Source organism: Megasphaera sp. DISK 18 (assembly GCF_001682955.1).
Classification (GTDB): domain Bacteria; phylum Bacillota; class Negativicutes; order Veillonellales; family Megasphaeraceae; genus Megasphaera; species Megasphaera massiliensis.
Window position 1 is genome coordinate 16,868 of the sequence record NZ_LUGJ01000064.1, and the last position, 14,840, is coordinate 31,707.

Consider the following 14,840-nt stretch of genomic DNA (forward strand, 5'->3'; position numbering starts at 1 on the left):
CTTCACTTAATCATAAAGAAAAATATGGTTCAATTCTTCCTGAATTAATTCCCTGCACTGCATCTCGATTTCATTTCGTCGTTGTTCCCGTGTGAAGGAGTCCGCATCCTGGCACGGTTCCAGTTCATCCCTGTCCAGTTTCTGCCACATGGCTGCTCTCATTGCCAGATATTTGTTATGCTCCAAGAACAATATTTTCGCCACTTCCATCAAGGCTTCCTGTTTTCCCTTCTTCATCAGTTCCCTGTAATACTTCCGGTTATATGCCTTGATGTCTACCATCCAGTCCGCTGCCTTGCTTAGAAAGTCCTCCACGTTAAGTGTTGATAAAACCTCCTCTTCTTCGGTGTTCTCCACTTCATCCTCCTCGTATTCCGCCAGCGTTTGGTCGATATCCTCTTCTAACTCCGGCGAATGCTTCATCTCCAGCAAATAATGGAATATTTCCCTAGCCCACCAACTGGTCGTTCCTTCAGCAGCTACATCGACAATCTGCTCGAAAGTAGGTCGTGCTAACTTCAAAGTTTCATAAATGAGGGGATATCCTAAATCAAGAATATATTGACACGTCCGTTGTAAGACATAAGAGCTGTCCAGTCCGAAAGCTTCTATAATTGTTGGAATGCCTTCAAAAATAGGATATGAAGGGCATCTGCCATAAGCCGCGGCAATACGAACGGCGGCGACTAAGGGTGCCGCATCGAGCAGTACTTTCCGTTTCAAAGCGTTTTTTGACTTAAACTGATAGATCTCCATAAAATCTTCCTGACTGCCGTAAGCAGCTGCAAATACAGTATCTTCGACCCGTTTGATTAAAGCCTGCGGCTCAGCCCAGAAAAATTTATCAGGAGTATCGAAGGCCTTTAAGACCTCCGTATAAAAATCGGGATTGCTCGAAAAGCTGAATTCATGAACTTCGTAGGGATAATCAGCATTATATTTCCGTAAGAGTGCTAAGTTTAAGTATAGGGTGTCTGACTGTTGCTCTGGGGTCACATACTCGCTGAAGATCAGCCCTGTTTTTTCATATAACGCTTCGCTTGCACTCATGCCTAAATCATCGATAGGCCGAGTTTCCGCCGTGGCAGATACCTTTTCAGCCATCTCTAAAATCTGCAAAGCGCCGGGTTTTGGCAAGTCAAATTCTTCGATTACCTGCTGGGTACCGATTCCTACGGGGGCATCGGCTAAGAGCTTTAGAAAGCTTTCTAGTTGAAATCGCTTGTAATCTGCATTTTCATTTTGCAGCCTATCGAAAAAGCGCACCATATACGTCACCGTATCCGGCAAAGGGTCTTCTGGAAATAAAGAAGGACTGTCCCAAATCGCTATGGGGATATTTTTTTCTTGTAAATCAGCAAAAATTTTGATTCCCTCTACGACAGACGGAATCAACGGGAAATAGAGATAATTCCCGGTTAATATTTGGCAGTGCTCCTTGGTCAAGAAAGGAAAGGCAAACTTAAAAGCAGCTTCGACCTCCACATCCTCAATAACGTCTTCGTTATAGTAGCGCCCAAGGGCTGCTTTTCGAAAAAAAGCTTCAATCCGACGCCGTGTATCGGTATAATGAGAACTACAAAAAAAATCCCGCATATTTTTGATAAAAGCTGCATTTAAAAAGTCAGAAAGAAAATATTTCGATTCCTGATACATCTCCAAAACATCCAGCAAATCGGTACACTCGCTATCTGTATCAAAAAAGGAAAATCGATCTAGCCGCATAGGAAAATATTCATCACAAATCATCTGATCCAATTCATCGTCATACGCTTCACCATTAAATGTACTCATAATAAGCTCACCTACTTATATTTTATGTCCGATCATCAAAGTATACTTATAGTACCATTTCGACATATCCGAGAAATTTTCCTGCTAACAAAAAACAGGACTCCCCCATCAAGGGCAGCCCTGCTCGTCTTATTACATGGCATCCATGATATTCAGTAGATTTTGATACGTGTCGACTTGTTCATAAACGACTTCGTCTGTCGAAATTTCGTTGAACAACTTTTTCGCACACGCTATTTTAGCTTGCTCGATGGGACGCAGATCCATGCTGTCCATGGAGCCTTTGGTTTCGGCAATGAAATAGATGTGCTTCACGGCGTCCTTTTTAAAGGCAATGGCCCAGTCCGGTGCATAGTTTCCCACCGGTGTCGGTATCTGGAAACCGCGAGGAAGTTTGGCATAGACGACGACTTTATCGTCGGCATCCATGTCTTCGGCAAATCTTCGTTCTACTGATTTTTCGGAAAATCCATCGGTAAAGACATAATCTTGTATGCTCTTCCGAGCCCGATACGCCTTAGAAAAGTCTTTATTTTTCTCTACCGTGAAAATTTCAGAATCATAGGTCCCGTCGGTCTGATTGTAGGTAATGTCATTGACGATCATCGTCGCTTTTTCTTCGTTAATCAGCTTAATGGTTTTGGCAATGAATTCTTCCGGATTGCTACGGTACATGGCAAACTTTATCGGCAGTATTCCTTTTAAGATACGGACCACCGTCCGCCGGGTAAGATGAGTTCCTGCTCCAATTTTTCCGATCAAATCGTATTTAATCTGGCTTATGCCGGACTGAACTAAATCATTATTCTTAGTCTCTCTTACCTTAAAACCCGTTCCGGCTTTCAGCGATTCAGCGGACCAATCATCAGTCTGCCCCCCTTGGGTTATCGTATAGCGCAAGCGTGATACGAAGAGCTTTTCATCAATATGACGGATAGCGTTTTGTACCAGCTCGTCGCTGTCGAAGTGAACCGTATAGGAGTACTTATGGTTGATGTAATTCCAAAGAGTCTGAAATTCTTTTTTATAGAAATTATCATTCAGGCGATTTTCAGGAATCTTGGTTACGTGACCATCTTCAAACATGTCGTCTACCGCGTGTTTATCAAAGGCAAACTGGACCAAAGCATGAACGCCCTGACTGAGTTTTTGTATCTTGTCCGGCAAGGGCTTCAAGGTTTTATTTTCCATATCGGCACGGTATGTGTCCGTCACTTGCCCATCTTCATTGATATAGTGGTTGGTAGCTAAATAGAAAAAAATAGTCTGAGCCTGGTCCTTGGTTATGGTAAAGGTATCACTGCCAAGGTGCATTCTTTTCCCTTGGAAATAATCCATCGTGATTTTCGTCGGACGTTCGCGTAAGTCTTCGATAATTGATTTTTGCAGCGAGGCAACATAATCCTTGTAGCCTTCACTGGCGATGACCGTCAGCTGGTTCACGTCATGTACTTCTGAGCCCAAGACGTTCTCATCCATGCGATCGCCGGCCTGATTGACGCAAAGCCGCAGACCTCGTCCTACTTCCTGACGCTTATTGGTCGTGCTGTCACCGCCGTGTTTCAAGGTGCAGATTTGGAAGACATTGGGATTGTCCCAACCTTCGCGCAGGGCCGAGTGAGAGAAAATGAAGCGCACGGGATTTTCAAAGGACAAGAGCCGTTCCTTATCTTTTAAAATCAGTTCGTAGGCCGATTCATCATCACTGACATCAGCCCCTTTTTTTACTTTAGAGTCAATAGAATGCCCTTTTTTATCGATGCTGAAATAGCCGGCATGGGTATTGTGGACATCGATGTTCTTAAGATATTGTCCATACGGAGAATCATCAAAGAGACTCTGCTCTTCATTGAGGGCCATCAGGTATTCTTCTTCAAAGATTTTTGCATACTCCGCTTCCAATTCATTGCCGGCTTCATCGTATTTACGGTAATGTTCGACTTTGTCGATAAAGAAGAGAGACAAAGTCTTGATGCCACGCGAATAGAGCTCCCTTTCCTTCTTAAAGTGAGAACGGATGGTTTCTCGAATCTGGACGCGGCGGATATTTTTTTCGCCTACATCGCCCAAGACTTCCCCGACGTTGATTTCGACGCCATTAGTAAAGGTAATCAGCTTTTCCTTTGGATTAATATCATTTATATGGAATCCCTTATATTGCTCCATTCCCTTAGAAAGGGCGTATAAGTCGTCATCGACACCGACCTTTCTGGTCTCACGCTTGATGCCTCTACCATAGCTGATTTCAAATTCCAACCGGGCCTTAGGCGGATCTTTGGGCGAGACTACGATTTCTTCCAAGAATAAATAGCTGTCCGTCCCGTGCAGGTTTTTGACCTCAAAGCCTTTGACCTCGATTTTCTTGACCAGTTTCATGCGATAGGCATCTAAGGCATCCAGTACGTAGACCAGATTATGCTGCTCCTTATGAGTGGCAGAATAATTCAAAATGAATAGCGGATTGAATTTCTTCAGTCCTTTCTGTGTTTTATCGCCGCTCATTTTTTGGGGCTCGTCCATAATAATAATCGGCCGATTGGCAGCGATGACCTCCATAGGAACGCGCGAGCCGAACTCATCGCGGGACGTAAAGATAATACGAGCCGCCTTGTCTCCACCGCGGCCTTCTTTATTTCTCTTGCTGTCAAAGGATGAATTGAAGGCCTGAGTATTAATGATCATGACGGACAGGTCGGCACTGGAGCTGAAGGTATCGATATCAGTCAGATTATTTGAATTATAGACAAAGAATCGGGCTTTTTTCCCGTATAGCTCCATAAAATGGTCCTGCATCGTCTGAAAGCTCTTCTGTACGCCTTCACGAATCGCGATAGAAGGAACGACGACAATGAACTTGCTCCATCCGTATCGCTGATTCAATTCAAACATGGTCTTGATGTAGACGTAGGTCTTTCCGGTCCCCGTTTCCATTTCCACATCGATGGAGCAAGCCCCCATCGGCTTTATCAGCTTGTCGGAAAGTGTAATATTATAATCAGTCTGGACAGCTTGGATATTTTTTAGGAGCTGTTCTTGGCTCAGTGCGATCTCCGAATTAGAAAAGCCCAGGGAATCGGCTTCGGCGAAGAGACTGTCACCATACTTTTTCGCATCCTCCTCGGCTTGAGTCCCTGTATCACGGCGATAACTTAGTCTTTCCTGAAATGGCTGACCGTTAAAGACTTGGACGACACTGTTGACGGCATCAGTCTGATACTGCTGAATGGTAAATTTGAACTTCATATCTGCCATCTTACAACACCTTCCTTACGGTCTGCGGGCTGTAAGTCGCAAAGATCTGCTCAAAGTTGGCAGCCACACTGTCATCAGCTATGCTGCTGTCACGGAAAACGGCGTAGAAAGGATGTTCCTTGGCAATAGCAGTCACGACTTCGTCGGTCACCTTCTCATCAAAGCATGCGATGAGATACCCGTCCTGTACCGAAAAGATCTTCTTACCGGCAATGTCCTTTTCTTCAATCTTAGAAGAAAGGAGTACGCCAAGGTCCAGCATGACCTGAATCAATAAGTCTTCTGGCGTCCGATCTTCCTTGATATTATCCGTATAGTCTTCCAAGGTCATCTGGTCGATATCGTTGGGCCGATAGTAGACGTCTTTCATATTGGAAGAATCAACTGTAAAGCAACGGAAACCGTAATCGATGTCGTCCCCCGTTTCTTCCTTGATTTTTTTACTGGCACAAAAAATGCGTTCTTCTCCGATATCGCAAATAGTATTAACAAATTTTCCATTAACCTTACTTGATGAAGAACAAATTTCTGGAATTTGTATATTAATGAACTTTCGCTGTGATTTCATTTGCGCATTAAGCCGGAATAATGCATGGGCAGTTGTGGATGAACCTGCAAAAAAATCTAATATATAATCATCTTCATTCGTACATGCCATGATTAAAGTTTTTAGTAACGTAACTGGTTTAACTGTATCAAATCCATGAAAATCCCCTAATAATGCATTTAACTCCAACTTACCCAGTTCAGAAGTCGAAGACCATTCTTTCTCCATAAAGCAATAAAAAGGACTATGTTCTTCTTTTTCCTCATCTTCATAATATCTTCTAAAAGGAGTTTTCTCTTTGAATTCTATATAGCCATTATCCCAAAGACGTTTAATCTCATTTTTGCCAGCCTGCCAGCGTTGCCCCTCATCAGGCGTAAAACCATTCAGTTCAAACGACATCGTCGAACGATAATTTGTCCCTCTATTAGATTTTAAAATTGTTGCCAATCGATACTTTCTATTATCAATTAAATACGGATATGACCTTTTGCCGCCTTTGTAAAGTGGATAAAAGTTAGATTTAGAGGTTCTTTCATAACATAAAACATAATCAATTTCCTTTTGTGGCTTATACTTAGCCTTACCTATATTTACCGGTTTAACCCTTGCTTTCCAGACAATTGTCCCCAGATAATGTTCATGTCCGAATATTTCATCGCAAATTTTTTGTAAATTTCCAACTTCATAGTCATTAATACTTATAAAAATAACTCCATCTTCGGTAAGAAAATCCCTCGCAATCTTCAATCGTGGATACAACATATTTAGCCAATCCGTATGAAATCGCCCATTGGAAGCACTATTTTGTACAAAGCGATCTTCTTCCCTTTGTACAAGCCAGTTCCCCTCTTCATCTTTTTGGCCGCTATTGTCCATATATTCACTGGCGTCTTGTGAAAAATCGTCTTCATAGATGAAGTCATGCCCTGTATTATAAGGCGGATCGATATAGATCATCTTGACTTTTCCAAGGTACGTTTCCCGCAACAGTTTTAGGGCATCGAGGTTATCGCCTTCGATGTATATATTCTCGCTATCAATGTCCCCCCCCCCGTACACAATTTCGACTCACAGATTTTTCTCGATTGAGGCGTAAGGTCTTGGCAATGGGCTGATTGGCTAAAAGTATAGACTGTTTCTTATCCGGCCAGGTAAATTGATAGCGCTCTTGCTGTCCTTCTACGACGGTCGTATTGATTTCCTGCATGAGGACGTCCTTATCAATAGCGCGAACGACATTTCCCTCTTCGTCAATACTTTCGGTTACGGCATTGGGGAAGAGTTCCGCCAATTTTTTGTAATTTTCCTCTGCTATATCAGGGGTCTGCATATCAAGCTTGTCCATGGGTGATTTCCTCCAATTTTTTTTTATATTTCTGAAGCTCCGTATAGAGCTCGAACCTCTTTTTCGGCTGTATTTCTTTCCAAGCGGCCGTTGCGGTCCTTTGAATCAGTTTTTTCAGGCGCTCGATGTCGGCTTGAGTTTTCAGTTGTTCATCCAGGCTCTGTGTCCTCTGTGGATGCATATTTTCGGAGCGCACGGCAATTTGACGGATGAGGTTCTCCCATATATCCGTCAAATTGCCGTCAAGAACCAGATTCATATTCTCTTCCCGATTCCACTCACCTCGGTAGAGCTTATGATGGTAAATTGCCAACTGTACGTCTTCACCATAGGCCAAACGAAAAATGAGGGGATGCGGGTTTTGTTTGGCAATGGCTTCGACGATTTTGGTATCAAATTCCTGTTTCTTCAAGATGATTGAAAGGAGCAAGATTTCTTTGATCTCTGTTTCTTGCGAAAGATTAAGATTTTTTGCTGTCAGGCTGTTTTCTACAAAGATAGTTTCTACGTCAGAGACGAATTTTTTCTTCAGCGACGGCGTCAAGGGCAGATGCTTGTAAAAGGCCTCCTTCGGCAGTCGTCGGCCAACTTTAGTGCTTTCCGGAAATTCAATCATTTACATCACCACCATAAAGCAAATCAGTTCAAAGTCCTCAAGGCCGGAAAAACCGCCGCTCTGGAAGGTCGTTTCGCCGGCAGAAAAGAAACTGGCAATGTCTTCTTCATCTTTGACCTCGATGATCGAACCGATGGCATCTTCCAGCAGCTTAGAGACGTTTTTCATATCTCGCCCATCTTTGGTCTGTTTGTTAAAGCGATGGCAACAAGCACTGTCCGGTTCTGCCCTTCCCCTTGCCATACGGCGCAAAAGATCCAGTGTATCCTTGGGCTGCAAGTGATTGGTAATGATATCGCCCTCACAGCTTACATAGACCATATAGAACGGGTGCAGGCGATTTTGATGTTTGACGTCAATATGTTCATTGATGTTCTTCAAGACGAAAATGACGCCGGGCTTTTCACCGGGAACGACGGCATGGATTCCAAAAGGAAGGTGGTCGATGTCCGGGTGGTCCTTCCTATAAGCCAATAAATCCATGCGAAAATCATTCAGGCCCAGGTCGACAATGGACACGCCGGAGCTCATATCCTCCAAATCGACGACTTCTTCCTTCAGTTTTTTCAGCTGAGATTTACGATATTGCAAATCCCCTGTTTCTTCCTGATTGATCAGATCATCGTCGCCTGTCGAGGTCATGACAGAAATGCGCATCCTCGTTTCGACGCGATCTTTCAAATTGATGTACTCGTCGAGGGTTAAATCAGGCCAGAAATTGACGAGCTGAATGACTTTATTACGGCTGCCAATACGATCGATGCGGCCGAAACGCTGGATGATGCGCACGGGATTCCAATGGATATCGTAGTTGATACAGTAGTCGCAGTCTTGAAGATTCTGACCTTCGGAAATGCAGTCCGTAGCAATCAGGATATCGATGTCATGCTGCGTATCTTCGGGAAACAACACATCTCGATCTTTCGATAGCGGAGAGAAACAAGTCAGGACATGATTCATTTCTGCTTTGAATTTTGGAATCGTCGTCCGCCCCTCTACACTACCGGTTACCAAGGCCGTGTTCAAGCCCTTGGATTTCGCTTTGGGGGCAATATAATCGTAGAGATATTCTGCCGTATCGGCAAAGGCCGTGAAAATCAGGATTTTGCGATTGCCCGGATTTATGGGACTGGCTTCCTTATCCACAATGACTTTCAAGAGTTTGTTCAGCTTGTAGTCATATTTCGGCGTAATATCCTTAACCATGTCGATGAGATGGGCCAGTGTTTCTTTATCGTCCTCAATATCGCGCTGCCAAGAAATGTAATCCATGTCCCGCAGATCAATCTGTATTTTCTTACCGACCGTAAAGAACTCCGTATTCTGATCGTCGTCATCAAAGTCAGCCGCAGTTCCAGAAAGGTCGACGACCTCGTCGAGATTACCGGTACCACATTGGATAAAGCGATCGATCGTTTGTGACGTCTCGTCAAGATAATGGTAAATCCGTTCCACCGTCAGAAGGAAGGAATGGACGGAGCTTTCCATGCGTTTCAAGAGATTGATACTCATCAGACGCTGGATGCCCGCTTCACGACCCATGCGGAAGTTTTCCGTTTCTTTTTGGGAGAGATACTTTGGCACTTTACTGCGCAGAATGAATTGAGTCGGCGTATAGATGGTCAGCTTCAAATCATTCAGCGTTTCATAGATTTCTTTATAGTTGATGGCCCCTTTTCGCGTCGTCAATTTCGGATTCAGTGAAATTGGCTTATTCCGCTCCGGAAAGGTCCCGATATCCTTCGTATCGTAATAGTTTTGGATATGGTGCCGCGACCGGGCAATGGTGACGGCATCGAGAACTTCGAAGAAGTCAAAATCGAGTCGAGACAGCAAGGTTTTCGTCGTTCGCTCGTCTTCCGGAAGCTTACACCAGGCGTTATAGGATTTTTGAGCCTGACGGAAAATGGTATCGATGTCCGATTTCGTCGGCAGCTTCTCATTGATTTCGTCGGCATTTCCTTCATAGGCTAGTGCCAACTGATTGCGCAAATCAAAGAAGCGGTTGTTTACCGGTGTCGCCGACAGCATCAAAACCTTCGTACGGACTCCGGGCTTGATGACCCGATTCATGAGCCGCATGTAGCGGTTTTCTTTCTCGCCGCCGCGCGAATCAGTCCCGATGCCGTTGCGGAAGTTATGACTTTCGTCAATAACGACTAAATCATAATTGCTCCAATTAATCTGATCGATAGGAAGGCCAATCGCAGACCTTCCGCCCTTCCGGGACAAGTCAGTATGATAAAGGACGTCATAGCGGAAGCGGTCTTCTGCCAAGGGATTGTTGATCAGATTGCCGCGGTAGGTCATCCAGTTTTCAGAAAGCTTCTTTGGGCAGAGAACCAATACGTTCTTGTTCCGCCCCTCGTAATATTTTATGACGGCTAAGGCTGTAAAGGTCTTCCCCAGGCCGACGCTGTCGGCTAAAATACATCCGTTATACTGCTCCAACTTGTTGATGATGCCAAGAGCCGCATCTTTTTGGAAATGATACAGTTTCTGCCAGACTTTGCTGTTTTTAAAACCCGTCGCCTCGTTGGGCAGAATATCCTCGGACAAATCTTCTAAAAATTCACTGAAAATATTGTATAAGGTCATGAAGTATATCAATTCCGGCGAATTTTCCTGATAGACGACAGAAATCATATCGATGACGTCTTCCGTAACATCCTTTAGTTGTTCTTCATCATTCCATATCGTATCGAAGAGCTTTAAGAATTCCCTACTAGCCGGATTCTCAAAACGGCTCACGATGTTGGCAAGATTATTTCCCCGTTCGCAGCCAAGATCGACGGTCGTGAAACTGTTCAAGGGTGAATACGTGTAGGTCTCTTGCCCATCAGAAAGGAGCATGAAATTATTCATGCCTTCGCAGGTTCTATTCGACTTAAAACGTGCTTTTTTCCGCATCCAATCGGCGCATTCTTTGGCGACGGCCTTCTGTTTCAATTCATTGCGCAAGCGCACTTCAAATTCCGTGCCATACAGACTTTTTTCGCGCCGAAGACGAGAGATATAGAACTCCCGCCGTTCTTTTGGTGTTTTCTCGGCAACAAAAGTCGGCGACGTAAAGAGAAAGCGGAATTCTTCACACGCCTGCAATTGCTCCCGCAGTTCCTGATAGGCATAAATAGAAAAACAAGCGGACGCAATCGAAATTTTGCTGTTCGGATTGAGTTTCTTTGCCAAATCATCTTTGACGACTTTTGTGGTATTATTAAAAATCTCCATTGCTATGTCCTTCTTCGGTCATGATAAAATGGGTAATATAATAATATTCGACACAGAAATGGCTAATTCCTGTTAATAAATTCCACGCGGAGATTTTGCCGGAATTTCTGTATTGGGGTTGAAAAGATTATTCGTCCAAAGGACCCGATTTCCCTTATCAGATGTGGCGCCATCTGTATTCCTCTTTTATCTCTTGCGATATCATTTATGTATAAAAAGATTCCCCCATGGCTGGAATGCCGTCATTATTATTATCGGTTTGCACCGGATATACAGGGTGCTTTTTATCTTCCTGCCGTGCTGCATAACTTCACTCCACTCACTTTCGTGGTACAATAAAATTATTATACAGTATTTTTAAAGGAGTATGACGGTATTATGAAGAAACGCTTAATTTTAAAAGGTCTAATATGTCTAGCAACCGTGCTTTTTGCATTCAACTTAAATACGACTCAAGCCCAAACAGACGACGCCAGGGTTCTCGGCGGTATCAGTAGATCTACGGATATTTTCACCTATCTGAATACGTATCCATACAAACTCTGGCAATCAGACCATCAGTTTGCTCCCGACATTTATAACGACCTCTATCTGTCTGAAGATAAATGTGTTGCCGTTGATTTATGGAGCGACCGCTTAGGCCAAATTTTTCTTCTCAGCCCCGGCTATAAAACCGATAAAGGTATCGAAGTCGGCATGACGATGAACGATGTCGAATATGCTTACGGTCCTATTTATGATTCCGGAAAAGAACCTCAAGACTATACACAACGCTATGGAACCTACATAGACTACGGAGACGACGGATATTATAAAAACTATCGCGATTACGACGGCGTCATTGAATACGTTTCTCCCGAAAATGAAGGCTTAAATTTTGTCATCAACAAACATACTAAAAAAATCGTCCTGATCATGTACCAAGCAAATCGTCACGGAAATGGCACGGCCATGTCTTATGTCAAACTATACAACTTACTTCCTGAAAGAAATTAAACGCCTTTTGCCGCATCGCAGTGAGTCACGATGCGGCTTTTTGCGACTCTATGCTGCTAACGGTATAAATCAGTCCTACTTGTCGCACTTGGCCGGCCTCATCTAACGCTGATAACTAAAAATTTGGGTTAATACCTGAATGGATATTTCATATGTTGTGTTTTTAATTCGTCGTAGTATTTTCTTTCTCTCGGGAATAAATCGTTTATATTATTAATTATTATCAATTGGTTTTTGTATGAGTTTTTATATTGACTCCACCTCATGATAGCCTCTTTGGTTGTGTTTTCATCATAATATACCTTTATTTGCGGTTCATTTTCATATATACATATATATCCGCTTTTACCATATGAATATATAACATTATCATCAATGAAAATCGACTGTCCTTTATTTTCCAAAGTAACAGAATTCTTCGTATCTACAATCCAGTTACCATCAAAGTCACTTCCTGATATACTATAATGACTTGGCGTTGCAAAATGCTGAGTAACATAAAGAAAAAAGTCATGATTCAATAACATCAATATAAAAAACGAGCCCGCCAAAGTTAAGAGTAGCGATATGCCTATAAAAATACACTTAATCATCGTCTTAATTTTAGACACAGCAATCACCTACTTCTATACAAGCTTCTACATCTCGATAATTTAACTAATACAGTTTATCATGAGAGGTTCTTTTTTTACTATAAGAATCCTTACTTATCCCCAGTTAACTTGGGCTTTTACCATGCCTTTTCGGCGACAAAAAAGCCCAACAGCCACACAGGGTGCTGGGCTCATATTTTTAAGGGGCCAAATCATCGGAGTTCGATTCCATCGGCATTTCATAGCATAATTTTTTCAAAATCAGCCGTACTGGTAGCTGGTAAAAATAGTATCATTTGAGAACCACGCTCCAGTATCCTTTACGATGCGTTCCCATGCGTTGAAGACAGCCCTTTTCCTGAAGCTTCTTCGTATGATACTTTATAGTACCAAGCGACAGCGATGTTGCCACAGCAATTTCCTGTTGCGTGCTGTCAGGTCTCTTTTGAAGATATGTTAAGATAATGTTTTCCTTATCATTTAATTTCACAGGCCAATTTATTCCCGTTTGGTGAGTCATTTGGTCAGTTTTTTTAGTTTGGTCAGTCGTTTGGTCAGTTTTTTTAGTTTGGTCAGTCGTTTGGTCAGTCCTTCGATACAAGTTAACACGTAAGTCGCCCTCAAAATCAATGATTTCCGGTTCCCTCAAACCATAGTCTCGACAATCTCGGAAAATGCGTGGAAAGCCACTGCCCCATTTTTCGATTAAATTCATGTACTCAAAGGCATTGGCCAAAGCTCGGTTTCGAACCTTTGAAAAGCCTTCTTTCATTTTTTCAGGTGTTACTCCGCGCATCAGGCCACCCGGAGATGTAACTTCCAATCGATCTGAAAAAAGAGATATCTGAACGGATTCCGCCTCCATATAATTCCGATGTACTAATGCATTAGCAATTAATTCCCGAATGCTATCCGGAGGAAACTCATAAAAATCTTGTCGATAAACCCCTTGAAATCTAGCACCCATATTGATTTTTTCAAGTACATACTGATATGCCTTTTCCATTTGTTCTTGAATCGGCGCATCAATGACCCGCTTATCGACAAAAACAGCTCTATCGTCCGTTTTAAATACGGCGCATTGAACAACCGGCGGATACTCAGCCTGATGTGTCAGCATCGCATATGCATAAGTCGGTATAAGCTGGTCTTTATTTTCAATCAAAACTCCCCATGAAATGAGTTGATTGACCGTTAACTCCTTTATTGCTTTACGCTGGCGATCCGATGAAGCGTTTTTTACAGCAGATTCTCTCATAGAATGACATAATACATCTACATCCGACGGCGTCACTTTCAGATTGGGAATCGGTTGTTGATCAAAAAACTTATTTTTTCCTTCCAAAAGCAATTCATTCAATATCGCCCGATCTGCCGGGCGCGTTGTCCCAGCCGTGCGGATGTAAGTTCCCTCTATAGGCCCCTTTTTTTTAATATAATATGGCCGCTGCATTCCTGGCGCAATTTCCAAAATAATAAGTGATTTTCCTTCAGCTTCCTGAACAAAAAGATCGGGAATAATCATCGGTTCACAGCTATCCGTAACTGCGTTTGTAATGATATCCATTAGTCGAAAGAGGTCGGTCTGGGGAATACCAACGACCCGCATAGTTCCGTCTTCAACGCCAAAGATAACCCGTCCACCCTCTCCATTAGCAAAGGCAACAACGGATTTCATATATTTATGGCTGTTTTTAGGAACCATTTCCTTATATTCCACATTTTTAGATTCACCTTGAAACAATGAGTCCTTTTCCATTCCTACTGCCGCCTCCCTTTAGGCTCATTGTAACAGATTCTAAATTTTTCGACAATAAAGCTTTTCGTGATTACCTATACATCTCCAACCGATGATTCTATCCTATTTCTAACGGCAAATCAATCCTATCGAAAAATCAGGTACTGTCAAATATTTTTCGCAAATGTCTGAATCTCGACGTACGTAAAATCAGTCAAGAAGATTCTCTACATCAAATCCATAGAGGTGCTTCATATCCATGTACTTCTTTGAGCCCCACCGGGTGCTGACGACATGGCGAAGCCGTGCACATACCATCATCAAGGCACTCTCGCCGTCAGGGAATGTGCCAACGACACGAGTACGACGACGAATCTCTCGATTGAGTCGCTCAATCATGTTGTTCGTACGGATTTTCTTCCAGTGTTCTTCCGGGAAGTCCATGTAGGTCAGGGTCTCAGCAATACCGTCTAAAAGTTTGTCAGCAGCCTTGTTCAGCTTCATCGCGCGAAGCTTTTCAGCGACACGCTTCGCCTTCTCCAAAGCTGCGTCCTTGTCCTCCTGGGCATGGATTTCCTTGAGCATACGGCCAACTCTCCTGAAAATGAAGGCTTGAATTTTGTTATCGATAAGAAGACCAAGGTACTGTCAAATATTTTTCGCAAATGTCTGAATCTCGACGTACGTAAAATCAGTCAAGAAGATTCTCTACATCAAATCCATAG

At 43.0% G+C, this 14,840-nt stretch carries 9 protein-coding genes and 1 pseudogene; 1 reads left to right on the top strand and 9 read right to left on the bottom strand.

The annotated features are described in order from the left end of the window. Positions 1-6: 6 nt before the first annotated feature. The 6 genes from A0U42_RS11240 to A0U42_RS11260 form a co-directional block, all read right to left on the bottom strand. Entirely contained in the window at positions 7-1,794 is a 1,788-nt protein-coding gene (locus A0U42_RS11240; RefSeq protein WP_065361055.1) for a hypothetical protein, read from the bottom strand. Positions 1,795-1,926: 132 nt separating this feature from the next. Further along, positions 1,927-5,046, bottom strand: a complete 3,120-nt coding sequence (locus A0U42_RS11245; RefSeq protein WP_255304181.1) for a type III restriction-modification system endonuclease — start codon at positions 5,044-5,046, stop codon at positions 1,927-1,929. Between the two features lies 1 nt (position 5,047). Beyond that, positions 5,048-6,553: a site-specific DNA-methyltransferase gene (locus A0U42_RS11250; RefSeq protein ID WP_218055553.1), complete on the bottom strand. Its 1,506-nt coding sequence runs from the start codon at positions 6,551-6,553 to the stop codon at positions 5,048-5,050. A 79-nt stretch (positions 6,554-6,632) separates the two neighbouring features. Further along, on the bottom strand, positions 6,633-6,941 hold the full coding sequence (locus A0U42_RS11750; RefSeq protein ID WP_218055554.1) for a hypothetical protein: 309 nt from the start codon (positions 6,939-6,941) through the stop codon (positions 6,633-6,635). After that, positions 6,928-7,557, bottom strand: a complete 630-nt coding sequence (locus tag A0U42_RS11255; protein WP_065361056.1) for a DUF4391 domain-containing protein — start codon at positions 7,555-7,557, stop codon at positions 6,928-6,930. Before A0U42_RS11255 ends, A0U42_RS11750 begins: the two co-directional genes overlap by 14 nt. Then, positions 7,558-10,788, bottom strand: coding sequence for a helicase-related protein (locus A0U42_RS11260; protein ID WP_065361057.1), 3,231 nt, complete (start codon positions 10,786-10,788; stop codon positions 7,558-7,560). A 378-nt stretch (positions 10,789-11,166) separates the two neighbouring features. On the opposite strand from A0U42_RS11260, the gene A0U42_RS11265 reads away from it, so the two are divergent. After that, a complete protein-coding gene (locus A0U42_RS11265; protein ID WP_065361058.1) occupies positions 11,167-11,784 on the top strand; it encodes a hypothetical protein in 618 nt (205 codons plus the stop codon). 128 nt (positions 11,785-11,912) lie between these two features. Here the strand turns inward: A0U42_RS11265 and A0U42_RS11270 are convergent, their stop codons facing one another. The 3 genes and pseudogenes from A0U42_RS11270 to A0U42_RS11280 form a co-directional block, all read right to left on the bottom strand. Then, complete coding sequence (locus tag A0U42_RS11270; protein ID WP_065361059.1) at positions 11,913-12,395, bottom strand: hypothetical protein; 483 nt, start codon at positions 12,393-12,395, stop codon at positions 11,913-11,915. 274 nt (positions 12,396-12,669) lie between these two features. Then, positions 12,670-14,136 carry an ATP-binding protein gene (locus A0U42_RS11275; RefSeq protein WP_065361060.1) on the bottom strand — a complete coding sequence of 489 codons (1,467 nt, stop codon included), beginning with the start codon at positions 14,134-14,136 and terminating at the stop codon, positions 12,670-12,672. Positions 14,137-14,325: 189 nt separating this feature from the next. Further along, positions 14,326-14,715: pseudogene (locus A0U42_RS11280) on the bottom strand (transposase); the annotation flags it as partial. Positions 14,716-14,840: the final 125 nt, after the last annotated feature.

Bases quoted from the DNA above. Each gene is read 5' to 3' on its own strand.
- A0U42_RS11240 (WP_065361055.1), bottom strand. From the start codon at position 1,794: ATGAGTACATTTAATGGTGAAGCGTATGACGATGAATTGGATCAGATG.
- A0U42_RS11245 (WP_255304181.1), bottom strand. From the start codon at position 5,046: ATGGCAGATATGAAGTTCAAATTTACCATTCAGCAGTATCAGACTGAT.
- A0U42_RS11250 (WP_218055553.1), bottom strand. From the start codon at position 6,553: ATGATCTATATCGATCCGCCTTATAATACAGGGCATGACTTCATCTAT.
- A0U42_RS11750 (WP_218055554.1), bottom strand. From the start codon at position 6,941: ATGGACAAGCTTGATATGCAGACCCCTGATATAGCAGAGGAAAATTAC.
- A0U42_RS11255 (WP_065361056.1), bottom strand. From the start codon at position 7,557: ATGATTGAATTTCCGGAAAGCACTAAAGTTGGCCGACGACTGCCGAAG.
- A0U42_RS11260 (WP_065361057.1), bottom strand. From the start codon at position 10,788: ATGGAGATTTTTAATAATACCACAAAAGTCGTCAAAGATGATTTGGCA.
- A0U42_RS11265 (WP_065361058.1), top strand. From the start codon at position 11,167: ATGAAGAAACGCTTAATTTTAAAAGGTCTAATATGTCTAGCAACCGTG.
- A0U42_RS11275 (WP_065361060.1), bottom strand. From the start codon at position 14,136: ATGGAAAAGGACTCATTGTTTCAAGGTGAATCTAAAAATGTGGAATAT.